We start from the raw sequence: 26,751 nt of genomic DNA, 5'->3' as shown, positions 1-26,751 counted from the left end.
TGTATTACAATATAAGTACTTTTAATGTACATAGTGGTTATTTTATACCATTAAAGTGAAGAAGGGATGATTAGTATGGGGAACAATTCTGATAAGCATGGTTCAAATCTATTATCATTATTATTCAAGGAAAGGAAAGATAATACAACAGAAGATGATTCAGACAAAAATCTGTTACAACACTACTCTGCTTCTTTAGCAATGTATCACCCGGACCTAATTGTCGTTCTCTCACCAAACGGGGAAATCCTTTCTCAAAATAGGGGCAGTATAAACGAATTCCTTGGATATACTCCAAGTGAATCACTTGACCATAAAAGCGCTTTGAGTAAAAAGAACTATCATCAATTAAAATCAGCATTCTATCAAGCATTAAAAGGCGAAACAAGTAGACATGAATTAACTGTATTAAATAAATATAAAGAAACATTACATATAAATCTTACGTTTATTCCTGTTAAACAATCAAATGAAGCTATTGAAGGGGTAAGTATCATTGTTCGGGATAACACCATACATCAACAAACACTGGAGGAGTTAGAGTTAAACAAAAGTCATCTGGAATATGCCCAGCAGATTGCTGAAATTGGAAGCTGGGAATACGTTATTGATGACGATGAAATATTCTGTTCTGACTACACCTATGACATTTTTGGATTAGATAAAAGTCAATCTAACGTATCAATGGATACCCCATTTGAATTTATGCACCCGGATGATTACGAAAAGGCAAGTACCACGGTCCGGCAAGCAATTGAAAAAGGTACAAGTTATGTCTCGGAATTTCGAATTTTTCATGGGAAGACTAATGAAACACGGTACTTAAGAGTGCAAGCTGAAGTAATGCGGAAACATAACAAGCCATATAAACTTATAGGGGTAGTACGAGACTATACGACCCAGCAGCTTTTGGAAACTCGGATGGATGAGTCAAAACGAAACACAAGAAGATTACTTGACCATCTATCAGTAGGATTTTGGCTGAAGGAATATGATACAGGTAAGGTAGAGTATGTTTCTAAGGGTACAGAAGAGATACTGCAATATCCTTTAGACACATTATACAACGAAGCAGTAATCTGGCAAAACATGGTCCATGCGTCCGACAAAGAAGAAGTAATGGAACAACAAAAATTACTTACCCAAGGCAAATCCCTTTCGCATAAGTATCGGATAAATTGTGGTGATGGAACTACCAAATGGGTTTATGACCAAACCTTACCCTGGTTTAATGACGAAGGACAACTAACCCACTTATTTGGAATGCTTGCAGATGCAACCGGAGAAATTGAAATGCAGGAACAGCTGAAACATTTTGCAACGCATGATACTTTAACAGCTCTTCCAAATCAGCGCAGCTTATATGAAAAAGTAGATAACTTATGCAAAGATGAACAATCAAATCAATTTGCTTTATTTTACCTCGACTTGGATCGCTTCCAACTTATCAATGATTCACTTGGATATCAGATTGGTGATGAAGTCCTTAAAAAAGTCGCAAGCAGATTATTATCGACATTAACAGATGGAGGCTATCTTGCCCGTATCAGCAGTAATGACTTCATCGTTCTCTTTGAAGACTACCCGTCGAAGGAATTTATTTTCAACCTGGCTGAGCGAATCATTGAGGTGATTGAAGAGCCAGTCACTGTTGAAGAGTACGAAATGTATGTGACTACAAGTATTGGCATTAGCTTTTATCCCGAAGATGGCGATAACAAGCTAAATTTAATTGAAAGTGCTCATGCTGCTTTATTTCACGCTAAACAACTAGGAAAAAATAATTACCAGTTGTACTCATTCACACGGGATATTACCTCATATAAGAAATATGTACTGGAAAAAGATATGCGTAAAGCCATTGAAAAAGAAGAATTTGAAATATATTATCAACCCCAAGTAGCCACATCAACTGGTGTCATCCAAGGTGCAGAAGCGTTAATTCGCTGGAATCACGAGCAATGGGGAATGGTGTCACCTGGAGAATTTATTCCATTAGCTGAAGAAAATCATCTTATCCATCAAATTGGTGACTGGGTAATCGAAAATGTCTGCAAACAAATACGGATATGGAAAGATAAAGGATATACTGTTCGCCCTATTTCAATCAATGTATCGCCAATCCGGTTCATGAAAAAAGGATTGGTTGAATTTGTGGCAGACCTGCTCAATAAATATGATGTGCCCGCAAAATTCCTCGAGCTCGAAATTACGGAAGGGTCCTTATTGAAGAGTGAAAAAAATGTATTAAACACCCTCGACGGTTTGAGAGAATTGGGCGTTAAAATCGCAATTGATGACTTTGGAACCGGGTTTGCATCACTTACGTATTTAAGGGAATTTAACGCTGATACCATTAAGATTGACCAGGTTTTTGTCCAGAATATAAACGAAGAGAATAAAAAGGACACTGCTATTATTTCTTCCGTCTTACACTTGGCAAAAGGTATGGAGATGAAAGTTATAGCTGAAGGTGTCGAAGAATATGAACAGCTTAATTTCCTAAAACAAAAAGAATGCGACGAAATACAGGGTTACTTATTCTCTAAACCCGTTGCATTAGACACATTTGAACAGATGCTGGAAACAGGATATATTAAGCCTACTAAACCTAAAGTAAATAAAAAGCCTGAGGATGAACGGAGAAGTTTTTATCGATTGAAATTCCCTTCTCCAGCCCTTGGTGAAATGACAATTATTGAAGTAAATGAGAAAAAGGTTAATTTGGGATCTGCTCAGGTATTAGTTGAGGATATTGGCCTTGGTGGGTTAAAAATACTTTCGTCACTTAAGCTGCCTGTTAATTCGACAATCAAACTTACTTTCGATATTGAATTAATGGGTGAGGAGTTTCAGCTTGATGGGTTATTAGTCTGGAAGGATGAGGCTAAACGGGATACATTCCATTATGGTATAGAGTTTAACATTAGCGAACATGAAGAGGACCGTTTGGCAGGTGTGATTAATAAAATGAGTGTTCTGCTAAGGCTGAATCACACAATACCTGACACAAATTTTATTAACCAAAATCCCTATACGTATATCCAAAAAAACAATACTTAATGTGTAATAGAGCTGTAAATGACAGCTCTATGCACTTTCATTTATTTTCGATATACTAGATATATTATACTACTGAAAAGGTGCTCTGGAACAATGATTAAGTTAGCTAAACTACTGTTTTTTTATACACTCGGAGTTTTCGGAATTATTTGTATAAGTGTCTTCCCACAATTTTTTCAGACATCAGGTCTGTCTAATCCGCTGAATTATTTCAAGGATCTTGGCACATTTCTCGTTAAATTCGTTCAGCCAGAATCTTGGGTTTATCAAGTGCCAAACTCGCGGGGTGAATTTCCGCTGCTTGGAACATTGTGGGAGCCTTTTATTTATTCGATGCAGATACTTATTGGTGCTCTGCTGCTTGGTTTTGTGCTGGCCTTCAGTTTTGCCCTTTTTACAAATTTCTTACCAAAAAAAATACTACATATTGTTAAGAGACTGCTTGATTTTCTTGAATCTATTCCTGACATCGTCATTGCAGCTGTTCTGCAGATGATTGTTATCTATGTTAAACAGACATATGAAATTGAACTATTCCAGGTTGCGACCTATCTGGATGATAAAGCATACGCCGGCCCTATTGTGACACTAGCAATTTTACCAATGGTCTCCTTATTCAAGATTCTACTGTTGATGATTGAAGAGGAATTCACGAAGGATTACGTTATATTCCTGAAAAGTAAAGGGATTAAGAAATTCAGCGTACTTGTACGGCACATATTAAAAAATATTCTTCCAACAACGTTTCATCACACTAAAATAATACTTTGGGCAACACTTTCAAGCCAATTTATTATCGAGCGCATTTTTAATGTACACGGATTTAGTTTCTTCATTATTGAAAGTTTCACACCTATGACAATTGCTGTATCACTAATTTTGCTGTTCACGCCTTTCTTTTTAATTTTCCAGCTGGTTGATTTATGGACAGGGCAGGATATGTCTTTTACTGGGGATGATACACCTCCCAGAAGTAGATTATCTTTCTTCTCTATCAAAGAATTACTTGTGCGATTTCGTAATATCAAATGGAGAAGATTTGGATTCCGGCCATGGAAACCAGTGCTTGCGCCATTCATGGTGTTTTTCAGACACATGAAGAACTGGAAATTTGCGATAGGAAGCCTATTTTTCATTGTCATAATCAGTTACAGTGTATTTTATCCCATAACGACCGATAACCACATTGATAAAGCCAGAATAGTATACGAATCAGATGGTGTTACAATAAAAAGCACGCCACCACATCCACCGCCAGATCCTTTTTTACTGGGATCTGATAGTTTGGGATTCAGTATCTCGGATATGCTGGTTATCGGTGCCAAATATACATTAATCTTTGCCTTAATTATTGCCTTTCTCCGAGTAGCTTTCGGGATGGTCGGTGGAATACTTTTTTCATTTGGACTGGGACCAAAACAGCAAAATTGGATTGAAAAGACGGTCGATTCTATTCACTTTCTACCATTAAGTCTAATTGCATATTTACTGCTTCGGCCTATCCTGATGGAGCAGTTCAATGGGTTCGCTTACACGTTTACTGAACGTATATTATTTGAAATCATTATTTTGACCATACTTGTTGTGCCACTGACTTCAGTGCTTTCAGGGAATGAAATGAAGCGGGTGTTGAATTCAGAATTTATCAAGAGTGCTCGTGTTCTTGGGGGAAGTAACTTTCATATTTTCTGGAAGCATGTGCTACCGCATATCGGACCGCGGATGACAATTTTGCTTGGTCAGCAATTCATTCAGGTGCTGCTGATTTTTATGCACTTAGGGATTTTCAATTTCTTCTTTGGCGGAACCAACAAGACGTTCGGAGCTGTCCAGGATCCACCAAGATCAATCACGTATGAATGGTCTGGAATGCTCGGCTCAACAACGAATGCTCTTTCTTCAGGAAAGTATTGGATTGTGGCATGGGTACTGATTGCTTTCATCCTCAGTATTTTTGCAATGCAGTTTATCATTCAAGGTGTAAAAGAAATTCAGCAGACGAAAGTTGGTGTTATTTATAATTTGCGTAAGATGAATAAAAAACGTTATAAACGCGATACCGCAAATAAGACTGACTACACCATCAATTCCGAAAGCTTTCGGATGGTTAATGGCTATAAAAATAACGGTGCTCCATAATTGGAACACCGTTATTTTTTGGTTAATAGCCATAAATAGCATCTGGCAGCATATTTTTTAATACTAAATGATCCAAGCTTTTAAACGTATAGCCTTGCTGTTTTAATTCCGTAATTAATTTATCCAATGCTTGTGCATTATCTGATGACACGGTATGGAGAAGTATTACTGCACCGGGATGAATTTGTTTCATTATATTTTCATATGCGTATTTCCAGCCTTTTTGCTCACTGGTTTTCCAATCTGTGAACGCCAGCGACCAGAATATGTGGATGTATCCTAACTCATTTGCCCACTTAAGTGTCTTTTCGCTAAATATACCTTTTGGTGGCCGCAAATATTTAAGGGTTTTTTGATTAGACACATCGGATACAGCCTGTTCCAAGGACTCCAGTTCCTTTTTCATCGTTTCCTTTGATACAATAGTAAAATCCGGGTGATGATACGAGTGATTTCCAATAATATGCCCTTCATCAACCATTCGCTGAACAAGATCTGGTTGACTTGTTACATAATGTCCAGTCAGAAAAAATGCAGCTGGAACGTTCTCTTTTTGAAGGACATCCAGAACTTCATCAGTATAGCCTTGCTCATAACCGTTATCAAACGTTATATAAAGCACTTTATCCCCAGAGTCATCCGCGTAATACGATCCGAACTTTTCCAGTATTTCCTTGTACTTGCCGATTTCCGGAATTTTGTGTTCGGTATTCTTTTTAAATCCCCATCCATAGCCATTACTCGCAAAAATCGTTTCACTATACGGAAAAAAAGTAAGGATAGTCAAGATGAAAATTAATGCTGAAAAACTACATTTTCGCATAACAACCCACCCATTTCTTCCTTACTTTTTCCATATAAATCATTAATTATTCATTTTAGAGAATGATTGCGCCAATCCAGCCAAAAATAAATAATGGAATGTTATAATGCATAAACGTTGGCACACACGTATCCCAAATGTGGTGGTGTTTACCATCTGCATTTAATCCGGATGTTGGTCCAAGTGTACTGTCTGAAGCCGGTGATCCCGCGTCACCTAATGCTCCAGCAGTTCCGATTAGTGCAGCTGTCGCCATTGGTGAGAATCCTGCTGCAATACAAATTGGTACGTAAAGTGCCGCTAAAATTGGAATTGTTCCAAATGATGATCCGATACCGATTGTAACAACTAACCCAACAAGCAGTAGAATAAATGCTATTAACGGTTTATTATTCCCAAGAAATCCAGAAGATACTTCAACTAATGCATCTACTGCACCAGTTTCTGTTAAAACTTTTCCAAATCCAGAAGCAACAAGCATTACAAAGGCAATTGTCCCCATCATGGAAATACCATCCGAAACAACTTTATCCCCATTATTAAATGGTACAACAAGCAGCATGAACATGAGAACAAGACCAGTTAATGCACCAGCAATTAAATTCCCAGTTATTAATTGAACTGCTAATGCCGCTACAATGGCAATCAATGTTAGGAAATGGCTTTTGTTAAATTTAACTTGTTCCAATTTTGGTGCGGAAAAATTCACTTCACCGCCGCCTGCTCCCGAAATCGATTCTCGATCTTTGCGATAAGTTATAAACACAGCAATCAGTAGACCAACTATCATACCGGAACCAGGTATTAGCATCGATAACGCTGACTCTGTAATTGTTATATCAGCTCCGCTTTGCTTCATCCCTTTAACAATTGCTTCGTGAAAAAGGAGACCGAAACCAGCAGGAATCATAACATAAGGTGCTTTCAAACCAAATGTCAGGGCAGTTGCAACACCACGCCTGTCCATTCGCATGTCATCAAAAAGCTTTAATAACGGTGGAATTAAAATTGGTATAAATGCAATATGAACTGGTACAAGATTTTGAGATAATGATGCCACACCAGCAATTACCAGTAATGTAATTGTTTTCTTTCCAGTTAAAACTCGAATTAAGTAATTTACTAGAATCATCGTTATTCCTGTATAACTGATTGCAACGGCAAATGCTCCAAGCAGGACATAACTTAATGCTGTACTTGCTTGACCACCCATGCCGCTTACTAACATTTCAATTGATTCAATAATATTGAGTCCAGACATCAAGCCTGCAGTAATGGCTGCTGCAATAATTGCAATAATAACATTTACCCGCAGTAAACTAAGAATGGTCATGACTAGCACCGATACAACTACAACCCATTCCATTTTCGATTTCCCCTCTCTATTTCTATTACATTATCTTTTTCATCATAAATTTAATACTTCATCATGATAAAGTATTAAAGTGATAAAATCAACCCCCTTTTTAAAAAATCCTCAGATTGTGTCGGTCTTTCTGCTGACTGTTTTCGTTTTCCAGTTGAAGTTTGCACTCTTCTGTTGATGTTCTCGTTTTCTGGTTAATAAAAAACCCCTGAAAAGTTTTAACGGGTTCCGTTTCCTATCACAAAAGTCAGAATCACACTTAAAAATATAACTAAATTTGTATAACTATTTGCATCCTATTTGTAGTGATATTTGTTATTAAAAATTAAAAATATTAGTTCAAATAACTGAGAATATTATTCTATTTATCTTCAATTGCTTATTCAACTAAAGTACCCTTTAGTACAATAAACTTATTAACTTTCCACAAATTATATCTACATCTATTTTTGTCGTTTCAATAATCTTATCTGAACTACTCTTTAATAATGGTAATACATTATTAAAACTATTTATTATCTCTTCCTTTTCCTCCAGTCTTTTCCCATATAAATTTGTAGTCCTTTCATCTATTCTTTTAATCATTTCGTCATACTCTGCTGTTAGTAGGACCACATAATCGAAATGTTTATAAAACTTACTTTGGTTTGAATAACAACCTGCAATAAATAAATGGGATTGCTTATTGTCATTTATCAATCTTGTCATTTTTTCTTCATTCAAGACCGTCTCTTCTGTATCACCATCTTTAATGTTGGTAATATAACCGTAATCCGTATCAACAGTTTTGTATCCTTGTTCTTCTAATCGTTCCAATGTATATGATTTACCTACACCAGATAATCCCGTTATAAATACAAGAGTCATAATCAACTCTCCTTAAATAGCCTACCTTTTTCACTAAAGCACTCGTTAGTTTAACAATCATCCTAATTTGATTTCTTCCTTTTGGTTATCATATTCAATAACAATCGTTACATCTTCTTCCCAAAAGGTATCACCTTCATTATTGTTAATAAAAGTTCCTTGTGTCACCTTATAGTTACCATTTTGATTTAACTGTGCATTAAATTCGTTTTCTTCCCTTTCACCGTTATCTTCTTCATAATACCCGACTACTTCATCGCCAATTTTTAAAGTAATGGTTAGAGATTTGTAATCAACATCATTTTTAGGAACTATGGTTAATTCGTGTCTTGAATTTACTAACTTTTCAAGATTGTAATAAAGACCTGTAATTTTATCTGTCACTTCCCAATTTCCATTTGAACCTTTTTGAGATAATGAAAATTGGATTTGCTTTTGACCATCAAGGTTTTGCCCCTCACTCGAACAACCACTAACTAAAAATGTTGTAAGAGATAATGAAATAATAAGTGTTATGATTTTTTTCATTGTGAAATCCCCTTTTTTTTAACTCAACACATTTTCAAGCCAATATTATTTAACTTTACTGCCCCATTAACCTAATAGGAATTGCCGCATTCGACAGCCCCTTGTTCAGCTATTGTACCCGTTACTTTAAGTACAATAATTCACAATACATCTTAATCCTGTTTGTTATTTAATAACTTTTCCACTTTCTTTTCTAATTCTTCAATTCTTGATTCCTGTTTTATAAAAACTGTAATTAACACTGCTAAAAAAAATGCAATAAAAATAATTAAAGCCCAAATATTTTCTACGATAAGACCAAGAAAGAAAAATGAAAAAATCCAACAAATAACAATACAAGCCAAAAATGTACCAATAAATTCTTTCAAATATAAATACCTCCTTCATATAATAAATAATAATCTTTTACAGTAAATGACATTCTTATTAATCTTTAATTTAATACTAATCACTGTCCTTGTTTGTTTCTTCTTCTGTCTAATAGCAATAATATAAAACTAATTAAATAACAAGTACAAGTAATTCCAAATAGAGCAAAGTAGCTTGGTGTAAGCACCATATATAAGCTAATTGGTAATGACCACAAGAATGCAATCAACATTAAGAAGTTATAAGATATTAAAGAAGCTATGATTGCTACAACTGCTGGAAGAGCCAATGAAAAGAATGTGTTTATCATTGGCTCATATTCAGTTGGTTTAAGAACAAACCATAAAATTATACTGGCGATACCTGCAATTATCCCTAATAAATTTGAGGTTTTTCTAATTTTAATCACCCCCTCTTATCGTTACTAAACTATTCTGCGTCTATAGTTGAATAAGATACGATTCCTTATTGAAGGAAAGCACCCGTTAACGCAATAAGATTGTCTTTTATTTAAAGATGGATTTTAATTCATCAGGAACAATTACAACATCTTGTATTTCATACTTTGCGTCTGGTGTTAAATTAAGTAATACCATTTCTCCATTATCAAATTCCAACAACTCATAGGTTTTAAAACTTGTACCAGCACTCATAACTTCATTTACTTTCTTTAATGTTTCCTCAGCTATATGTTCTTGTCTGCCTTCAGCCATAAGTGTTTTAGCGAGTTCATAATTTTCAACTCGAACTGCTTCTTTAAACGATAGTCCAACATCAACGGGACCTTTTTTTGTAGTCTCATTATAGAATAAAAAGCCAAATACAACATTCAATAAAACAGATACCACGATAATAATATTTTTGATTTTCATATTTTTCTTCCCCCTGTGTTCTTTATCTCCTATTCAATTAACCTGCTGCGTTTAAGTACATTTCTTCACAAAATCTGTATTTATTTTACCATAAATATTCAGAATACCTTGTAAAATCAAGCGAAAACTAACCAATTTAACAATTTATTGGTAAATTTATGTATGCCAATTTACATACGAATTTGTAGGTCAAAATGTAGACTTACACTAGCTATTGTTACCTAACAAATTGGGGTACATATTACACTACAATTTTAATGGATATTAAACCTAGAATATTAGTACATCAACAAAAAATGACCATCATTGGCATACAAATGATGGTCATTTACATTACATTTTTAGTGTTTGTGATAGGAAACGAACCCGTTAGAAAAGTTTCAGGGGTTTTTACAAAACAACATTGCTCTTATCGTAGCTGAAAAGAGAAGGATACGTGATCCTGAATCGGTATCCATGCACCAATTCCTTGTTTAGTTACATTTTTAATTACAAGTGATTTATTTGACCCTTTTAATCGGAAGTAAACTTCTCCAAAGGTCACCTGACCTTTTTCGTTGATAGCAGGCGCATAGGCTTGTAAGTGTCCATACTTTTTGGCTGGGACATTATAGGAGTTTTCCTTCTTCGTGCCTTTTCCGATTACCGTGCTATAGGAGAGTGGCAATTTTGTGCTCTCTTTTGATTTTAGTAACATCATTTTTTTAATGTCGTCTGGGTCTGTAATTTTGTTCGTTAATGCACCCTTGATTTCCTCTTTTTCCTTCTGTGTATAATGCATTTCCTGATTTGATTCGCCGCCAATATTGTTTAACTCATTCGTATTAATCTTTTGGTACTCCCAGTTTATATTCGTCTCATCTGATTTGTAGTTGAGCGGCCATCGACCAAGGTAAACCATGCCACGATATCCAAATGCAATTGGTGATGGTTTAATTGATGTCTCGTTGAGCATTTTTATCAAGTCCGGATTTTCAATTGGTATATCAAGCTCACCAATCAATTCCTTCGTTAACCCACTCGATTCAACAACCTCCTGATCCTCAGTTGAATTCGGATAAGTATTTTCTTTTGATATATTCAAGACATGACTTGGTACTTCATATTCATTTTCTGAATCTTTTTCTTCCTTTCCCAAGCTATTAAAAGGAAGTAAAAAAACGAAAACAAATAAAATTAATGCTGTGGTGTATGTTCTTTTTTTCATGCGTCCCATTCCTTTCCTTTTAGCTTAGTTTTTTCAGACACATGAATATTATACTTCTAATATTACTGACTTAACTCAATTGTTTCTAAATGTTCTTCAATTGTTATACTATCTTCAACAGAGCGAATCATGGAGCAATTTTTTCTTGCAAGTGCTAAGTTCTTGCTTAGTTTGTCAGGATCTAAATGGTAGCCTTTAATAACATAATACAACACAATACGTTCTATTCGATTTGCTTCCTCTGGATTCCTTTCAGCTTCCGCATTGATAGATAAATCTTCATATTTTATTCGCTGTTTAGCTAAAATTTTTCGTAACACCGAACCACTGCACCCTGCAATTGAAGCAATCATTAGCTGAAAAGGTCGAAACCCATAGTCTTCATTACCTGATACATCAAGCGACCCGTACTCTAAATCAACCTGCATCCCATTTTCTTTTAAGTAGAAATTCATTATAGATTCACTCCTTTATTATATATGGATAGCTTATTTATATTTAACCTTTATTGCAAACATCATAACTTCTTTTTAGTTAAATGTATTTGAATTGACCTTTTTTACGAAAACAATTACATTGAATGGACCTGTACATCCACATTCATATGAGATCGAAGGAGGGGAAATATGGCATCAGAGCAAACAAGATTTTGGATATTAATTTCTCTTGTCTCTATTTCAGGATTCTCTCAAGGCATGATTCTTCCCTTATTAGCTATTATTCTGGAACAAAGTGGGATAGCGTCATCTGTTAACGGATTACATGCAACAGGGCTATATATTGGTGTGCTTTTAGCTTCCCCATTTATGGAAAAACCAATGCGAAAGTACGGATTCAAGCCAATCATTGTCGTTGGAGGAATGCTTGTATTTATCTCTTTGGCACTATTTCCTCTTTGGCAGTCATTATGGTTTTGGTTTATTTTACGTGTCACTATCGGGATTGGTGATAACATGCTGCACTTCGGAACGCAAACCTGGATTACAACAACTAGCGCAAAGGAATCCAGGGGAAGAAATATTGCTTTCTATGGTTTGTTTTTCGGAGTAGGTTTTACATTAGGACCACTTATGACACGTTTATTGGAGATTAGCCAAGCACTTCCTTTTCTATTATCGGCAGGACTCAGTATGCTTGTTTGGTCATCCATGTTCTTTGTTAGAAACAAATTTCCGGAAAAGGACGAGATCAACGCCAGCAGTACATCTAGCTCATTAGGCCGCTTTATTAAAACTGGCAAAATAGCCTGGGTTGCTCTTCTGCCCGCATTTGGCTATGGCTTTCTGGAAGCTACATTACATAGTATTTTTCCGGTTTATGGTCTAAGGATCGGTCATGATGTGGAAATGCTCTCAATCATTATTCCCTGTTTTGCGGCCGGAAGTGTCATAACGCAAATACCACTAGGTATGTTGAGCGACCGACTAGGTAGAAGAAATATCCTTCTAGCAGTACTGACTTTCGGGATCTTTTGCTTCCTTGCTGCTGCTTCGTTAGAACACTCAGTAGTCGCATTGTTTATTACATTTACATTAGCTGGTATGTTCACCGGCTCATTGTTTTCTTTAAGTATTACATTTTTAGCAGATATTTTACCGCCTTCACTTTTACCGGCTGGAAATTTAATGACCGGAATTGCGTTTAGTATTGGAAGTATAAGCGGCCCATATTTAGGAGGCCTGTTTCTCGAGTATTTCCCTGGAGTTTCATTCTTTTACGTGATTGTCTTCATGTTGCTGCTTATTCTAACAGCAACCTACGTGAAGAAGAATGTCGAAATACAATATAGTTAGTTAAGATTCAAACGTTCTAACCAAATTAAAATCCGAACTTAATTCAAAATTCTTGAGATAGAATTCGAATTAGTTCGGATTTATTTTTGTTACTCATTAGGTATAAACTGCGAAGTAGCTGCTGGAATAACATCTATAAACCTCTCGTCCCGCCGTCCGGGGTCACTACGGGCGGATGCGCACCTTAGGGTACGACCTCATTTAGTTACTCCGCGGGGTCTTCGGACACGTGCTATTCCCGCAGGGGTCACCAGCGGAAGAAATACACGTAGACTCCTGTGGGAGCTGAGGCGAGGCCTAGATGAGACTACGCAGCGACGTAGGTGCGCGAAATGTATTTCCGGAGCGGCATAATAGCACTCAAACTTTTTAAAAAGTACTTCGCAGTTTATATCAACTACGTATTAAATCCAACCATTGGAATATGAACGTTCTCAACATTTTATCTTGTTATGATTCGTCTTTAAGCGGATAGTTTTAGTTATGTCTATGTCCCTTTTCCTCTATAAAAATCTGCTATATTTAGCTTCTAAACGATCCTGCATAAATGAAATAACTACACAGATTGGCCAGTATATTAGTGCGACCAATATATACAAAGTCATGGCGTCGAATTCCCGACCTACAACAATCTGTGTTTTTTGAAACATCTCTGGTACAGTAATTACCGCTGCCAGGGAAGTTGCTTTAACAATGTCCATAAACACATTTGTTAACGGCGGAATTGCAGTTCTGGTTGCTTGAGGCAAAATAACTTTTCTTAAGGTTTTCCAATAACCTATATTCAGAGCTTTGGATGACTCCCATTGACCATTGTCAATACTATTCAATGAGGCTCGATTGATTTCTGCTATAAAAGCTGCACTATTCAGTCCGAAGCCTGCTGAGGCAGCGACCAACGCCGACAATTCAAGTCCAACATATGGGAGTCCAAAATATAATATAAATAGAAAAACTAGGATTGGCGTGCCACGCATAAAGGAAATGTACACCCTGGATGGCCAGCGCAATATAAAGTTATTTGAATTTCGCCCTAACGCTAAAAACAATCCCAGAACCATACCAATCGCCATACCTGCTATTGCGACACCCAGGGTAGTTGGTAACCCCCCTAATACAAAAGGCAGGCTTTCTAATGCCAATTCAACATCAAACACTCCGCCAAAGTCAAAGCCATTCAGATAAATCATAAACAATTATAGTTCCAATCCTTCAATTTCTTTAATTTCACCTTCAGGTCGTTTGGAAGCATCTTCTTTGTAAAACTTCTTAGCTAGTTCTGACAACGTCCCATCTTCCCGCATTTCTTTCAAAACTTTATTAATTTCTTCGGTTAATTTATCTGCTCGATTTGGTAAAATCGCAGCCTGTTCTGTAGGATGAAACTTTAACTCTGGGTGAAGCATTATATCAAACTCTGGAAATGCAGCAACACCAAATTTCGATAAATAGTAGTCATTTACAATTACATCAGTTCTGCCGTTATGTACATCACGCAAATAGGCTTCATTAGGTGCGTTTCCGTATGTTCTGACTTTCGCACCAAAATGTCTGGCAATCTCACTGTAAACAGTTGTTGCACCACCACCAGCTTCTTTACCTTCCAAATCTTCAAGTGAATTTATCCCGGAATAATCTCCTTTACGAACAACCATCGTGGAATAAGAATATTTATAAGGATTACTAAAATTAAATTCCTCTTTTCTGCTGCTTGTTATTTCAATATCGTTTGCAGCTACATCGATTCTTCCACTTTTAATAGCTGGAAGCATGCTATCAATTCCCATAATTTCGTAGGATACTTCAAGGTCGAGCCGGTTTGCTATCTCTCTCATCACTTCAACATCGTAACCAGTTAATTGATCTTTACTTTCCCCTTCACCCTTATAATAGGATGATGCAATAAGAGTGCCGGAAGTGCCAACAACCAATTCTCCTGATTCTTGAATTTCAGCCCACATGCTATCTTCAGATTCGCTGCTATCCGTTGTTTGTTTCCCCTCATCACCACATGCTGTCAATGCAAATACTGTTACAACTAACATAAATACTAACTTCTTTATATACATAAACTACACTCCTTTTCTCATCACCACTTTACTGTATGGTGTTATATATAAAAGTTTATAGTGATTGTAACAGTATAAGTCTATTGTTTCAACAAAAATCAGTTCTGTATTTATATAATTTTAAAACTGTCTTACCAGACGTGTTTTTGCACTTGACTTTATTTAATCCAGTGTTAAAATAATAACAAGTATTAATTTATAATTATTATAATCTAGGGAGTTAATAAAATGACAACTAATTCAAAAGCTTTGTTTCTACCAAAACTACATTTATTCAAATCCTTTTTCACAAAACATTCGTTTAAACGCTCTATTACTCATGCCGAGTTAATTGCTGCGTTGCTCAGTGGTTTGATAATTCTAATCACATGGTCACTTGAGGGCACCATTTCCTCTACTGCATGGGTTATTCTGCACCTGATTGCCTTTGTAATTGGTGGCTATGCTAAAGCAAAAGAAGGAATTCAGGAAACAATAGCCAATAGAGATCTAAATGTGGAAATGCTGATGATTTTTGCTGCTATTGGATCAGCCTCCATCGGCTATTGGACTGAAGGTGCTATCCTTATATTTATCTTTGCATTATCTGGAGCTCTAGAGACATATACACTGAAGAAAAGTGATAAGGCAATATCATCACTTATGGACCTACAGCCAGAGCAGGCATTGAGGACTACAAATGGACAGGAGGAAATTGTACCTGTTTCTGAACTAAAGCTTCATGACACCATTTTGGTCCGCGCTGGTGAACGAATACCTGCTGATGGGGTGATTGTGAAAGGCGAAACAGCAATCGATGAAAGTGCTATTACCGGGGAATCAGTACCTGTAGGCAAAATAAGCAGTCATGATGTGTTTGCGGGAACAGTTGCACTGGACGGATCCATTTCAATAAAGATTACCAAACATGCAGATGAAACGCTTTTTCAAAAAATCATTCAAATGGTTCAATCAGCTCAAGAGGAAAAATCCCCTTCACAGTTGTTTATCGAACGATTTGAAGGAACCTATGTAAAAGTAGTTCTTGCTGTGGTTGCCATTATGATGTTTTTACCCTACTTCGTTTTTGGTTGGACATTATCAGAGAGTATTTACCGGGCAATGATTTTGCTAGTTGTTGCGTCACCCTGTGCCTTGGTAGCGTCGATTATGCCAGCAACATTATCTGCTATTTCAAACAGCGCTAAAAATGGAATACTGTTTAAAGGCGGCGTTCATGTTGAAAACTTAAGTCATATTAAAGCAATAGCTTTTGACAAGACTGGGACTTTAACGAACGGTACACCTGAAGTTACAGACACATATGTTCATACCAACCGTAATAAGGAAAACGTGTTTGCTATTGCCGGAGCTATTGAAAAAGAATCCATTCACCCATTGGCGAAAGCAATCTCCGCCTATAGCGCTGAATTTACAGACGTACATGATATGGAGATCCAGCATGTTACAACAGTAAGCGGCAATGGTGTTTCTGCTTTTGTAAATAATGAGAAATGGGAAATTGGTAAAGCTGGATTTGTTGGTGAACAGGACGCTTTCAACTTTCAGGGTGGCATTGCAAAGGAACTCGCTGAACAAGGGAAAACCATCGTATTCGTCAAAGCAAATGATGAAATTGTAGCGCTTTACGCTCTCAAAGATACAATCAGAAACAATACAAAACAAGCGATTAAGATGTTAAAAAAGCATGGTGTGCATACAATAATGCTGACAGGGGATAACGAAACAACTGCTAAAGCAATTTCTGCTGAAGCAGGAATAGACCATTATATTGCTGAGTGCCTTCCAGAGGAAAAAGTGAATCATGTAAAGCAGCTTCGAACCAAGTATGAGAATGTCGCAATGGTTGGGGACGGTATTAATGATGCACCAGCATTAGCTAGTGCAAATGTTGGAATTGCCATGGGGAAAGGAACCGATGTAGCACTCGAAACAGCAGATGTCGTATTAATGAAAAATGATTTGCCGAAAATAACAAATGCCATTCAGTTATCCGGCCGAATGAATCGAATTATAAAACAAAATGTCGTATTCTCCTTAAGTGTAATTCTATTATTAATAGCTTCAAACTTTTTACAACTAGTAGATTTACCATTAGGTGTAATCGGTCATGAAGGAAGTACTATTTTAGTTATTTTAAATGGATTGCGTTTATTAAAATAGCTATCACAATATGTGATAGCTATTTTGTATTTTCATGTCCTATTCCTTTTTTAAGGATTGCGTTAATGGCTCCACCAATCATAATAATTACTCCAGATATATAAAACCATATCATAAGGACTATCACGGTTCCTAAACTACCGTATGTTGCTGAGTAGTTACCCATTGAACTTACATAGAAAGAAAATGCCAATGAGACTAGCTGCCAGCCTACTGTTGCAAAGAGCGCACCCCAAACTGCATTTTTAAAATAAATCCGTTTATTGGGTGCAAGCTTATACAATGCTACTAATACAATGAAAAATACGACAGAAGAAATAACCCAGCGCAATGTTTCCCATACACTTAGAAAACCAGCAGATAACCCAAAAAATGTGAAGATGTATACGCCAATCGTTTTTCCAAAAATAGGCAATAAGAATGCCACACAAATTATAAGCACCATTGCAATTGTTAACACAATCGCTATAAGCCGGGAAACTATAAAAGAACGATCCTCATCAACATCATAAGCTCGATTAAACCCTCGCATAATTGCATTTATTGCATTCGATGCTGACCAAAGCGTACCGATAATACCAATCGAGAGTAATTGTCCATTTTGATCATTCATCAACTCACTCACATTTTGATTTATCAAATCTGTTATTTGTCCAGGTGCGTATGTCTCAATAAAACTTATTACAGTTGATTGGTCAATTGGCAAATAACCAATTAAAGTCATTAGAAACAACAGGAAAGGGAAAAGGGATAATAAGAAAAAGTAGGCTAACTGAGCTGATAATCCAAATATATCATCTTCCGTAATCCGATGATAAAGTTCTTTTAAAAATGCCATACTCCTTTTCAAATTCTAACCACCTTATATCAATACTTACAGGTTGCTTTCCAAGTCCTTTTGATCTTTATTCGCAAATTTGTCTAAGGTGTTTTCTACTTGTTCTAAAGCATTAATCGCATTTTCTGCACCGCTTGAGAACTCTTTGTTGAACTTATCAAAACTATCCCTGGCGCTTCGAACCGCCTCTGATGGATGTTTCATATAATAGCCTGACCTGTTTTTAGCATAATTCATTTTTAGTTTTGTATAATTTCTTGCATCATTATTAAATAATGAAACTAAGCCACCTACAATTGCACCCATTAATACTCCAAATAAAACATTTCGTTTGCCCATTCTGTATCGCTCCTTTTATCTTATATGTTGTTCTCTGCTCTAATATACTTCAATAATTCATTACAGCCTTCTGAAATTAATTCATATGTGTAATCAAAGTTGTCTGTATAGTAAGGGTCTGGTATATTTCCTTCCCGAGGATCTTCCACAAAGTCCATAAGCTTAGCCAACTTGGCGCTCCCAGCTTTATTACTTACACTTTGCATATCCTTTCTATTTTGCTCATCCATTGCAATGATATAATCGAAATTTCCCCAGTCACTAACATTAACTTGTCTAGCCTTTAATTCCTTATACCCTATTTGAAACTTATCTAACAATTTTCTGGTACCTTTATGAGGCGGTTCTCCAGAATGCCAGTCACCAATTCCTCCTGAGTCAGCTTCAATTTTACCAGTTAAATTTTCCTTATCAACTAAATCACGAAAAACTGCTTCAGCCATCGGGGAACGGCAGATGTTTCCTAAACACACAAATAAAACGCGAATCATATTCATCCTACCCTTCATTCGTATTATAATCAATTATTGTTTGCAGATTAAGTAAAATGTCATATACGCTTTTTTCCTTATTGTTCTAACAATATCCCTTTGGTACGCAATGCTTCACAAGCTTCATCAAGCTGGACTTGTGTTTCAGCCTCAATCGTATGTAAGTGAACACCTTCAGTGAGCTGGGATAGCAAAGCAGCTTTTGTTTGTTTCATCTCATCAAGAAAAGCATCAACATCACGGCGATTTTTTAACATCAATGATCCAGTAATATCTCCGTAAATAGGGTGCTCCACCATTACATTTTGAACCGATACCCCATGATCAACAAGTGTATAAAGCTCAACCTCTGTTTCTTCTGACAGATGACAAACCGCTATTACTCTCTGGACCTTAGGATTCTTTTTATTCTCCTGAAAATAAACATACCCGCGTGAGGTAGCAATTATGGGTTCACCTTTTGCCTTTAACAGGGAAACATCCTGTACGATAACCTGGCGACTGACATTCATCCGTTCTGCTAATAATTTACCGGTCATCGGATCACTACTATCTTTCAGCCACGTTAAGATTAAACGTCTTCTTTTTTCGCCAAGTACCTTATTCCCTTCTTCTTTCATATTGATCCCCCTAAAATTACCTGTTAGATATCATATACTTCATTATACCGAACAAGTTCCCTTCATGCATCAGACACCATTTATTTTTGCAAAAAAATTTAGGATATTGCTAATGGAATGTTTCTGAACAGTGTATTCTACTTTGTAGAACCCCAATAGATTAATACCTGAACTCAAACCTCACTAACAGAAAATGCTGCTTACTAAAAGATTATACCTTTTACATGCCCCGTAGATGATATAAAGTTGCGTCACAACTTCATTGTCGTTTCCTACTATCGTTATTTAAGACTAGTGCCAATCCAATACTGCGGTAAAATACTAGACAGATGAGTGACCGTTTCCCGCTATTCGAACAAATTTTGGGTTCTCTTAACTCTCATGAGTGACCATTCTTACCGATGACCATTGGAGTATCTCATAATTCCTCATATCAATAACAACAAACTTTACAAAGCAGCCCAAGTGAAAAAAGTATTGCTTTTTTACTTTTAATGTGTAAATATAAGTGTAAAGACACATGTAAATGTCGGGTAGTCGTTAAACAATACAAACATTTAGCATAGTGTTATTAATTTTGCTCATCATTTCACAAGGAAGGGGATTTACTGTAATGAAACATAATAAGTCGAAAGTTGTGTGGGGCGTTCTAATTGTTTTCCTAATATTATTAGCCTATGTCCTTCCCTACACAGTTCTATCAGGTATTCAAGCCTGGTATGGAAGCTTCCTTTTATGGGGGGGGATCGGATTACTTATCATCGTTGCAAATTTCATGGTTACAAAGGATTGGGGGAAGTAAGTTGAATACAAATATGGTAATTTGGGGAATTGCACTTTATATTATTCTAGCATTATTTGTTGCGTATAAATCTCGTCGTGGCGATAGGACAGACATGTCGGGGTATTACCTTGGGGGTCGTCAAATGAACGGCATCCTTTCAGCTTTAAGTTACAGCGCAACGACTTACAGCGCATTTATGATGGTTGGTCTGGCCGGGCTGACTTATCAAGGTGGTGTTGGGGCACTTGGTTTTGAAATTGTTTATTTTACAGGTGTTTCACTAGTCGCATTATTCGGGCGACGTTTCTGGCTGGCCGGGAAAAAATATGGGTATGTAACACCTTCTGAAATGGTCGGCGATCGTTATGAAAGCAAACCTGCTGCATCTGCAATTGCACTTGTTAGTTGTTTATTTCTCATACCGTATTGTGCGGTACAGCTTGCTGGAGTAGGATATCTTTTACAAGGTATCACCGATGATGCCATTCCGTTTACGGCAGGTGTCATAATTGCAACAGTGCTGGCGATTCTTTATTCCTATGTAGCTGGTATACGTTCTGTAATGTGGACAGATTCGCTGCAGGCAGTGATTATGATTATTACGTCAACAATTGTAGCGTTGTTAGTAATTAATGGATTGGGTGGATTCGGCCAATTCTTTGATAACCTGCAAACGAATCATTCAGATGCGCTTTCTGTACCTGGTAATGGCTATTTTAATATCTTAACCTTCCTTGGAATGACACTACCATGGTTTTTCTTTAGTTTGTCTAACCCGCAAGTGAGCCAGCGGATGTTCATGCCATCTTCAATAAAAGGGTTACGTCAAATGCTGATCGGCTTTCTTGTGTTTGGCCTCATCTACACTTTTGTATCGGTCTTATGGGGTTTTTCCGCACTTCAATTATTTCCGGATCTTTCGACAGCAGACCTGGCAACTCCAAAATTGTTGTCATCTGACCTTGTTCCGCCTGTATTGGGTGTTATTGTAATGGTCGGTATTTTGGCTGCCGCCGTCTCAACTATTGATTCCATCATGCTGACATTGTCGTCAATGTTTGCCCGTGATGTTTACGGTAACTTGAAAAAGCGTCCAAATGATAAGAAGCAATTGCAAGTTGGAAAAATCGTTATTCCAGTAATCGCAATCTTGGCATATGCATTTGCGGAACTGGAATTAAATTTAATTGCTGTATTGTCAGTTGCTGCATCTTCTGGATTAATTGTTGGCGTCCCGGCCTTTTTCGGTACATTCTTCTGGAAGCGCGGAACTGCTGCCGGTGTCATCTCCAGTGTATCTTTAACTGCCATCCTTGTTCTCATACTTGAATTTACTGGTATAAAACCACTGGGACTTGCTTCCGGTATTTGGGGGCTGCTAATTTCCACCATTCTCTTTATTGGGGTAAGCCTTCTAACAAAGGCACCAAAACAAAAAGCAGATGCATTTATCAATATTTTAAAAACAGAATCGGAAAGCAACGAATAAAAGCGAAGGAGCCTCCTTCTTATTAACGAGTTCAGCTTTAAGAGGAGAAAATACCACAGTTGAAGTGGATCCTCGTTCCGCTAAATAGCAAAAATGCTGCTCTGATAAGGGTGAGACGGATCCTCATTCCGCTAATAGCAGAAAATCACACAAATTTGAGGTGAAAATGACAAATAACGGAACGAGGATCCGAACCCAAGCTTAAAACGAGTAATTTTAAGGAAATAACGGAATGAGGATCCGCCAAACAGTTGAAGCGGATCCTCATTCCGTTAAAAAGTTGGATCTTCAACAAGAAGGTAGAATTATATGTTAATTATTAGCTCTCCCCCAAAACTGAACCCGTTACCATATGTACTACTCTGCTAAAGGTGCAATACATGCATCATCATTATTCTTAGCCGTATTTACATAGCTGGAAACATTATATGCATTTAGTTCCTCTGCCTCAACGGTTTGCAAAAACTGATGTATTTCGGTTGGATGCTTTTTACCAGATGCAATCCATTCGTCTTCTTTATTTTTAGGTAAAATAATTGGCATTCTTTGATGGATATCCTGCATAAAGTCGTTCGCCTCTTTTGTAAGGATGGTACAAGTGAAAATCTCTTTATCATCTTGCTCCCATTTGTCCCAAAGGCCAGCAAATGTAAATAATTTACGATCATCAACCTGAATTCGTTTTGGCTGCTTTTCTTTTCCGTCACGCTTCCACTCGTAAAAACTATCAGCAACTATCAGGCAACGCTTTCGTGACATAAGGTTTTTAAAACTTGGTTTTTCATGTGCTGTTTCACTTCTGGCATTAATCATTTTATAACCTATCTTTTCATCATTCGCCCATGAAGGAATAAGCCCCCAGCGCAAATATCCTGCGCGCTTTTCAGTCCCATCATGAATGATAGCCAAAACATTTTGTCCAGGTGCAATGTTGTAGCTTGGCTGATATGAATCAATCGCCTGTTCAATATCAAATTCATTCAAGATTTCCAGCTCATCAGCTAATAGCGTATAACGTCCACACATTAAATATCCCCCATTTAAAATATACTTAGGTCCCATTGTTTAGCAATATGCCGCAGCAAACGGATACCTGCTATACTGTTCCCTTTATCGTCTAATGCAGGCCCATAAACACCGATTCCACAACCTTCAAGAAAAGGTAAACCCTCATCACGTACCCTTGGGGGAACCGCAGCAATTATACCACCGGAAACACCACTTTTTGCTGGAATACCAACATATGTCGCAAATTTTCCAGAGGCATCATACATTCCACATGTCAGCATTAGTACTTTTGCTATCCGTGCAACCTGCCTTGGAATAATCTCTTCTTGTGTATCAGGGTCTTCTCCATCGTTTGCAAGGATCATTCCAATTCGTGCTAAATCATTAATCGTAACTTCAATTGAGCATTGTTTAAAATAAGTCTCCAGTGTTATGTTTAAATCAGACTCCAGAAACCCAACTTCCAATAAATAATAGCCTATTGCCCGATTACGCATAGATGAATCTCTTTCTGATTCATACACTTCAACATTTATTTCCGGTCGATAGCCTAGCATTATTTCGAGAAGTTGAAGTATTGGTTTTAGTTTTTCATCTGAAGTATTACCTTCCAATAGTGATGTAACTGTTATCGCACCAGCATTAATCAGTGGATTAAACGGCTTCTTGACCTGTTTCATTTCCAAATGAATAATCGAATTAAACGCTTCACCTGCTGGCTCAACATCAACTCTATCAAGCATATAGGCTACTCCACGTTCCATACAGCCTACAATAAAGCTCAGTACTTTAGATATACTTTGCATCGTAAACGGAATATTATCATCACCAGAGTGTATATTAATTCCATTTTTTCCGATAATTGCAATTCCTAAATCATCTGGATCAGCTTTTTGTAAAACAGGAATATAGGATGCAACCTCCCCATCATCTATATGCTTCCGATAGAATGCCACCCAATCGTCAACATAGCTTTGAAGCCATTCTTCTGTTTCTTCCGTATTCCAATTTGCTATACCTTGTACCATTTTATCACCTCTTATCAAGTAGTATGTCTTTATTAAAGAGATTTTTTTCGGTAAAAATTATTTTCAGAATATTGCCTATTATATTCTTTCTTATGCTACCATAGACTATATAGTAATTATCCTAGTTTGGAGTAAAGCTGGATTTCTCTATCATAAGAGTATCCCTTTATCATAGAAAGATATGTGACTAATTCCATGCACACATCCTTGTTAATTCCCTAAACAAGATCCCTGAAAACGTAAAACAATTTTACTGCAATTGGAGGTTAACAAATGAACAAAAGAGAAAGTATTCTGCAAGCATTGAGCGAGCTCCAGCAAGAAGATCTTAACCCGAAAGGAGGCAACGTGTGGGCATATGTTTATGACAGTGGATTACCTGAAGCTGAAAAAGTAGCGAAAGAGGCACACAATATGTTTATGAATCATAATGGGCTTGATTTCACCGTTTTCCCCAGTCTGTTACGGCTGGAAAATAATATTGTAGCAGAGATTGCTGAACTCTTTTCGGACGATCCAGCATCAATAGCTGGTACTTTCACCAGTGGTGGTACAGAAAGTATTATCCTCGCTGTCAAAGCTGCAAGAGATTATGCAAGCGAACATAATCCAACCATCACAACACCTGAAATTATTCTCCCCACTACTGCGCATGCAGCCTTTCACAAAGCAGCACACTATCTAGGAATAAACACTGTTATTATACCTGTCAATAACACAACATTTAAAGTTGATTCCAATGAAATGGAAAAGGCAATAACGCCAAATACAATCATGCTAATAGGATCGAGTGTCAATTATTCACACGGTGTGAGCGACCCCATCCCTGAATTGAGCTTGCTGGCCGAAAAGTATGGAATTTGGCTGCATGTTGATGCATGTATTGGTGGATTTTTACTAGCTTATTATAAAAAATTGGGGCACCCTGTTATTGATTTTGATTTCAATCTTCCTGGTGTTTCGTCCCTATCGGTTGACCTGCACAAGTATGCTTTCACACCAAAAGGGGCTTCGGTGATTTTATATCGGGATAAACAATTACGAAAATATCAGTATTATACTTGCACCAATTGGAGTGGCTATCCTGTTGTTAATACAACCATTCAGTCGACCAAAGCCGGTGGCCCTTTGGCTGCTTGCTGGGCAACACTTAAGTATATTGGTGACGATGGTTATAAAAAATTAGCTGAAACGATATGGCAGGCGAAGCAGGAAATCACCCAGTATTTTATGATGCTAGATGATTTATATATTTTAGGAGAGCCTGAAGCAAGCCTGTTAGCCATTGGTTCTGATACAATTGATATTTTTCAGCTGGCTGACGAGATGAAAAAATCAGGATGGTATATTCAAGTCCAGCCAGGTGATAGCATCACACAGCCATCAATTCACTTAACCATTACGCCTGTTAACCGAATAGATGATTTTTTCCAAGGGCTAAATAAAGGCATTAATCAAGTGAAATCCCATCCAAGAGAATCCCTGAAGAATGACGTTATCTCCCTGCTAAAAGATAATGATGTACCAAGTGAAATGTTGCCAACTCTATTGCATGCTGCAGGAGTAAAGGCAGACGGGAGTCTCCCAAGTGAAATGGCATCAATCAATGAACTACTCCATTTATTACCCCATGAAGTCACAAGTGAAGCTTTCCTTTATATAACCAATCAATTGTTTACACCAACTAAATCTTTTACTAAAGGAGTCGAATAGCATGAATCGCTGGGTTCACCTTACCGGTTATTCATTACTTATCTTCAGCTCACAAGTTCTATGGATCACTTTTTCCCCCATAACAACTGATGTTGCACAGGATATGAATACAAGTGTAGGTAATGTGGGCACATTAGCGGCATTATTCCCCATCATTTATATTATCGTAGCACTTCCTGCAGGGAGATGGCTTGACTCACACTTTAAAATTGCATTAACTTTTGGGGCATTAACAATTGGAATTGGTGCGCTTGCCAGATTAGCTGACCCTACCAGTTATTCCTGGCAGCTTGGAATTCAGGTTGTTATGTCAATTGGTCAGCCATTCATCATTAATGCAATTCCAGCGTATGCTAGCCGATACTTCCCGGAAAAAAACCGTTCAATGGCAATATCCATTTCAAGTGTGGCCATATTCTTGGGTGTGATTTTTGCCATGTTATTTAGCCCATTCTTATATGCCAATGGTGGAATTACATTAGTGTTAACAATATTTGCAATCCCGTCAGTATTAAGTACAATTTGGGTACTGTATACACTAGCTCGGAAAAAGACCTATACAGTTACGATTAAAAATGAAGTGACGCCAAGACTATCTGTTTTGCTGCGTGATAAATTCTTATGGATACTTAGTGGATTGCTAGCAATGGGACTAGGCGTATTCGATGCATTAAGCACCTGGGTCGAGCCTATTTTTGAACAATATGGGATAGCTGGCACGACAAGTGGTCCATTAATGGCTTTAATGATTTTATCTGGAATAATAGGATCTATCTTTATGCCTTCATTAGTAGCCAAAAAGGATACCAGAAGGACTTTCATAATTATGGCGGTAGTCTTAAATGCATTAACATTCTCGGCAATAATCATCTGGCAATGGGTACCTTGGATTGCATTCTGGCTAATCGCTGACGGTTTTTTCCTGCTTGCTGGTTTTCCAATTATTATGGATTGGACAGAGAAACAGTTCAAAGCGAGTCAGCAAGGCACAGCAATTGGTTTTGTTATGCTAACAAGTCATGCGGGAGGAATTATATTAATATACCTTGTAAAAATACTTTTGTCCCCTCCTTCATTAGCTTTAGGATTACTAGTTTTCATAAGTATATTAGGAATGCTGCTAGCAATACAGTTACCTAAGCGGCAAGAACCAGCAACAGAAGTTCCTAGAAAATACTAGAA

The 26,751-nt window shown here is 37.1% G+C and carries 25 protein-coding genes; 8 read left to right on the top strand and 17 right to left on the bottom strand.

Annotated features, from left to right (window positions below; translation table 11 throughout):
* Positions 1–75: 75 nt before the first annotated feature.
* Together ACTWQM_RS14280 and ACTWQM_RS14275 are read left to right on the top strand one after the other, a co-directional pair.
* Complete coding sequence (locus tag ACTWQM_RS14280; protein WP_443258833.1) at positions 76–3,063, top strand: EAL domain-containing protein; 2,988 nt, start codon at positions 76–78, stop codon at positions 3,061–3,063.
* Positions 3,064–3,156: 93 nt separating this feature from the next.
* Positions 3,157–5,202, top strand: coding sequence for an ABC transporter permease subunit (locus ACTWQM_RS14275; protein WP_443258832.1), 2,046 nt, complete (start codon positions 3,157–3,159; stop codon positions 5,200–5,202).
* A 22-nt stretch (positions 5,203–5,224) separates the two neighbouring features.
* Here ACTWQM_RS14275 and pdaA read toward each other — a convergent pair whose 3' ends face one another.
* The 9 genes from pdaA to ACTWQM_RS14230 form a co-directional block, all read right to left on the bottom strand.
* Positions 5,225–6,025 carry a delta-lactam-biosynthetic de-N-acetylase gene (gene pdaA, locus ACTWQM_RS14270; RefSeq protein ID WP_443258831.1) on the bottom strand — a complete coding sequence of 267 codons (801 nt, stop codon included), beginning with the start codon at positions 6,023–6,025 and terminating at the stop codon, positions 5,225–5,227.
* Between the two features lie 55 nt (positions 6,026–6,080).
* Entirely contained in the window at positions 6,081–7,391 is a 1,311-nt protein-coding gene (locus ACTWQM_RS14265) for a Na+/H+ antiporter family protein (protein WP_443258830.1), read from the bottom strand.
* A 399-nt stretch (positions 7,392–7,790) separates the two neighbouring features.
* Entirely contained in the window at positions 7,791–8,258 is a 468-nt protein-coding gene (locus ACTWQM_RS14260) for an AAA family ATPase (RefSeq protein ID WP_443258829.1), read from the bottom strand.
* A gap of 57 nt (positions 8,259–8,315) precedes the next feature.
* Positions 8,316–8,786 carry a hypothetical protein gene (locus tag ACTWQM_RS14255; protein WP_443258828.1) on the bottom strand — a complete coding sequence of 157 codons (471 nt, stop codon included), beginning with the start codon at positions 8,784–8,786 and terminating at the stop codon, positions 8,316–8,318.
* A gap of 152 nt (positions 8,787–8,938) precedes the next feature.
* Positions 8,939–9,154 carry a hypothetical protein gene (locus tag ACTWQM_RS14250; protein WP_443258827.1) on the bottom strand — a complete coding sequence of 72 codons (216 nt, stop codon included), beginning with the start codon at positions 9,152–9,154 and terminating at the stop codon, positions 8,939–8,941.
* Positions 9,155–9,234: 80 nt separating this feature from the next.
* Complete coding sequence (locus ACTWQM_RS14245) at positions 9,235–9,564, bottom strand: hypothetical protein (protein WP_443258826.1); 330 nt, start codon at positions 9,562–9,564, stop codon at positions 9,235–9,237.
* 97 nt (positions 9,565–9,661) lie between these two features.
* The gene (locus ACTWQM_RS14240; RefSeq protein WP_443258825.1) at positions 9,662–10,027 is read right to left on the bottom strand and encodes a hypothetical protein; all 366 of its coding nucleotides are present in this window, start codon (positions 10,025–10,027) and stop codon (positions 9,662–9,664) included.
* Between the two features lie 409 nt (positions 10,028–10,436).
* The gene (locus ACTWQM_RS14235) at positions 10,437–11,234 is read right to left on the bottom strand and encodes a YfkD family protein (protein WP_443258824.1); all 798 of its coding nucleotides are present in this window, start codon (positions 11,232–11,234) and stop codon (positions 10,437–10,439) included.
* Positions 11,235–11,296: 62 nt separating this feature from the next.
* Complete coding sequence (locus ACTWQM_RS14230; RefSeq protein ID WP_443258823.1) at positions 11,297–11,689, bottom strand: OsmC family protein; 393 nt, start codon at positions 11,687–11,689, stop codon at positions 11,297–11,299.
* 171 nt (positions 11,690–11,860) lie between these two features.
* Here ACTWQM_RS14230 and ACTWQM_RS14225 point away from each other — a divergent pair, with 171 nt between their 5' ends.
* Positions 11,861–13,027: an MFS transporter gene (locus ACTWQM_RS14225; RefSeq protein WP_443258822.1), complete on the top strand. Its 1,167-nt coding sequence runs from the start codon at positions 11,861–11,863 to the stop codon at positions 13,025–13,027.
* A 503-nt stretch (positions 13,028–13,530) separates the two neighbouring features.
* On the opposite strand, the gene ACTWQM_RS14220 is transcribed toward ACTWQM_RS14225, so the two are convergent.
* Both ACTWQM_RS14220 and ACTWQM_RS14215 read right to left on the bottom strand, forming a co-directional pair.
* Positions 13,531–14,217 (bottom strand): amino acid ABC transporter permease, encoded by a 687-nt coding sequence (locus tag ACTWQM_RS14220; protein WP_443258821.1) that lies wholly within the window; start codon positions 14,215–14,217, stop codon positions 13,531–13,533.
* 6 nt (positions 14,218–14,223) lie between these two features.
* Entirely contained in the window at positions 14,224–15,096 is an 873-nt protein-coding gene (locus ACTWQM_RS14215; RefSeq protein ID WP_443258820.1) for a transporter substrate-binding domain-containing protein, read from the bottom strand.
* Between the two features lie 228 nt (positions 15,097–15,324).
* On the opposite strand from ACTWQM_RS14215, the gene ACTWQM_RS14210 reads away from it, so the two are divergent.
* Positions 15,325–17,259, top strand: coding sequence for a heavy metal translocating P-type ATPase (locus tag ACTWQM_RS14210; protein WP_443258819.1), 1,935 nt, complete (start codon positions 15,325–15,327; stop codon positions 17,257–17,259).
* Between the two features lie 19 nt (positions 17,260–17,278).
* Here ACTWQM_RS14210 and ACTWQM_RS14205 read toward each other — a convergent pair whose 3' ends face one another.
* The 4 genes from ACTWQM_RS14205 to ACTWQM_RS14190 form a co-directional block, all read right to left on the bottom strand.
* Positions 17,279–18,109 carry a YihY/virulence factor BrkB family protein gene (locus tag ACTWQM_RS14205; RefSeq protein ID WP_443258818.1) on the bottom strand — a complete coding sequence of 277 codons (831 nt, stop codon included), beginning with the start codon at positions 18,107–18,109 and terminating at the stop codon, positions 17,279–17,281.
* A 24-nt stretch (positions 18,110–18,133) separates the two neighbouring features.
* Complete coding sequence (locus ACTWQM_RS14200) at positions 18,134–18,436, bottom strand: YtxH domain-containing protein (RefSeq protein ID WP_443258817.1); 303 nt, start codon at positions 18,434–18,436, stop codon at positions 18,134–18,136.
* 20 nt (positions 18,437–18,456) lie between these two features.
* Positions 18,457–18,927, bottom strand: coding sequence for a low molecular weight protein-tyrosine-phosphatase (locus ACTWQM_RS14195; protein WP_443258875.1), 471 nt, complete (start codon positions 18,925–18,927; stop codon positions 18,457–18,459).
* A 77-nt stretch (positions 18,928–19,004) separates the two neighbouring features.
* Positions 19,005–19,547, bottom strand: coding sequence for a transcription repressor NadR (locus ACTWQM_RS14190; RefSeq protein WP_443258816.1), 543 nt, complete (start codon positions 19,545–19,547; stop codon positions 19,005–19,007).
* A gap of 613 nt (positions 19,548–20,160) precedes the next feature.
* Between ACTWQM_RS14190 and ACTWQM_RS14185 the strand changes: the two genes are divergently transcribed.
* Entirely contained in the window at positions 20,161–20,349 is a 189-nt protein-coding gene (locus ACTWQM_RS14185; RefSeq protein ID WP_443258815.1) for a hypothetical protein, read from the top strand.
* A 1-nt stretch (position 20,350) separates the two neighbouring features.
* Positions 20,351–21,820 carry a sodium:solute symporter family protein gene (locus ACTWQM_RS14180; protein ID WP_443258814.1) on the top strand — a complete coding sequence of 490 codons (1,470 nt, stop codon included), beginning with the start codon at positions 20,351–20,353 and terminating at the stop codon, positions 21,818–21,820.
* A 357-nt stretch (positions 21,821–22,177) separates the two neighbouring features.
* On the opposite strand, the gene ACTWQM_RS14175 is transcribed toward ACTWQM_RS14180, so the two are convergent.
* Positions 22,178–22,846 (bottom strand): SOS response-associated peptidase, encoded by a 669-nt coding sequence (locus tag ACTWQM_RS14175; protein WP_443258813.1) that lies wholly within the window; start codon positions 22,844–22,846, stop codon positions 22,178–22,180.
* A gap of 14 nt (positions 22,847–22,860) precedes the next feature.
* A complete protein-coding gene (locus ACTWQM_RS14170; protein ID WP_443258812.1) occupies positions 22,861–23,856 on the bottom strand; it encodes a glutaminase in 996 nt (331 codons plus the stop codon).
* 273 nt (positions 23,857–24,129) lie between these two features.
* Here ACTWQM_RS14170 and ACTWQM_RS14165 point away from each other — a divergent pair, with 273 nt between their 5' ends.
* The gene (locus ACTWQM_RS14165) at positions 24,130–25,569 is read left to right on the top strand and encodes a pyridoxal phosphate-dependent decarboxylase family protein (protein ID WP_443258811.1); all 1,440 of its coding nucleotides are present in this window, start codon (positions 24,130–24,132) and stop codon (positions 25,567–25,569) included.
* A 1-nt stretch (position 25,570) separates the two neighbouring features.
* Positions 25,571–26,749, top strand: coding sequence for an MFS transporter (locus ACTWQM_RS14160; RefSeq protein WP_443258810.1), 1,179 nt, complete (start codon positions 25,571–25,573; stop codon positions 26,747–26,749).
* Positions 26,750–26,751: the final 2 nt, after the last annotated feature.

Source organism: Virgibacillus sp. L01 (assembly GCF_052246775.1).
Taxonomy (GTDB): Bacteria; Bacillota; Bacilli; order Bacillales; family Amphibacillaceae; genus Lentibacillus.
Note: the sequence above shows the minus strand (reverse complement) of the source record. Positions and strands in the feature narration are given on the sequence as shown.

Bases quoted from the DNA above. Each gene is read 5' to 3' on its own strand.
- ACTWQM_RS14280 (WP_443258833.1), top strand. From the start codon at position 76: ATGGGGAACAATTCTGATAAGCATGGTTCAAATCTATTATCATTATTA.
- ACTWQM_RS14275 (WP_443258832.1), top strand. From the start codon at position 3,157: ATGATTAAGTTAGCTAAACTACTGTTTTTTTATACACTCGGAGTTTTC.
- pdaA (WP_443258831.1), bottom strand. From the start codon at position 6,025: ATGCGAAAATGTAGTTTTTCAGCATTAATTTTCATCTTGACTATCCTT.
- ACTWQM_RS14265 (WP_443258830.1), bottom strand. From the start codon at position 7,391: ATGGAATGGGTTGTAGTTGTATCGGTGCTAGTCATGACCATTCTTAGT.
- ACTWQM_RS14260 (WP_443258829.1), bottom strand. From the start codon at position 8,258: ATGACTCTTGTATTTATAACGGGATTATCTGGTGTAGGTAAATCATAT.
- ACTWQM_RS14255 (WP_443258828.1), bottom strand. From the start codon at position 8,786: ATGAAAAAAATCATAACACTTATTATTTCATTATCTCTTACAACATTT.
- ACTWQM_RS14240 (WP_443258825.1), bottom strand. From the start codon at position 10,027: ATGAAAATCAAAAATATTATTATCGTGGTATCTGTTTTATTGAATGTT.
- ACTWQM_RS14235 (WP_443258824.1), bottom strand. From the start codon at position 11,234: ATGAAAAAAAGAACATACACCACAGCATTAATTTTATTTGTTTTCGTT.
- ACTWQM_RS14230 (WP_443258823.1), bottom strand. From the start codon at position 11,689: ATGAATTTCTACTTAAAAGAAAATGGGATGCAGGTTGATTTAGAGTAC.
- ACTWQM_RS14225 (WP_443258822.1), top strand. From the start codon at position 11,861: ATGGCATCAGAGCAAACAAGATTTTGGATATTAATTTCTCTTGTCTCT.
- ACTWQM_RS14220 (WP_443258821.1), bottom strand. From the start codon at position 14,217: ATGATTTATCTGAATGGCTTTGACTTTGGCGGAGTGTTTGATGTTGAA.
- ACTWQM_RS14215 (WP_443258820.1), bottom strand. From the start codon at position 15,096: ATGTATATAAAGAAGTTAGTATTTATGTTAGTTGTAACAGTATTTGCA.
- ACTWQM_RS14210 (WP_443258819.1), top strand. From the start codon at position 15,325: ATGACAACTAATTCAAAAGCTTTGTTTCTACCAAAACTACATTTATTC.
- ACTWQM_RS14200 (WP_443258817.1), bottom strand. From the start codon at position 18,436: ATGGGCAAACGAAATGTTTTATTTGGAGTATTAATGGGTGCAATTGTA.
- ACTWQM_RS14195 (WP_443258875.1), bottom strand. From the start codon at position 18,927: ATGATTCGCGTTTTATTTGTGTGTTTAGGAAACATCTGCCGTTCCCCG.
- ACTWQM_RS14190 (WP_443258816.1), bottom strand. From the start codon at position 19,547: ATGAAAGAAGAAGGGAATAAGGTACTTGGCGAAAAAAGAAGACGTTTA.
- ACTWQM_RS14185 (WP_443258815.1), top strand. From the start codon at position 20,161: ATGAAACATAATAAGTCGAAAGTTGTGTGGGGCGTTCTAATTGTTTTC.
- ACTWQM_RS14175 (WP_443258813.1), bottom strand. From the start codon at position 22,846: ATGTGTGGACGTTATACGCTATTAGCTGATGAGCTGGAAATCTTGAAT.
- ACTWQM_RS14170 (WP_443258812.1), bottom strand. From the start codon at position 23,856: ATGGTACAAGGTATAGCAAATTGGAATACGGAAGAAACAGAAGAATGG.
- ACTWQM_RS14165 (WP_443258811.1), top strand. From the start codon at position 24,130: ATGAACAAAAGAGAAAGTATTCTGCAAGCATTGAGCGAGCTCCAGCAA.
- ACTWQM_RS14160 (WP_443258810.1), top strand. From the start codon at position 25,571: ATGAATCGCTGGGTTCACCTTACCGGTTATTCATTACTTATCTTCAGC.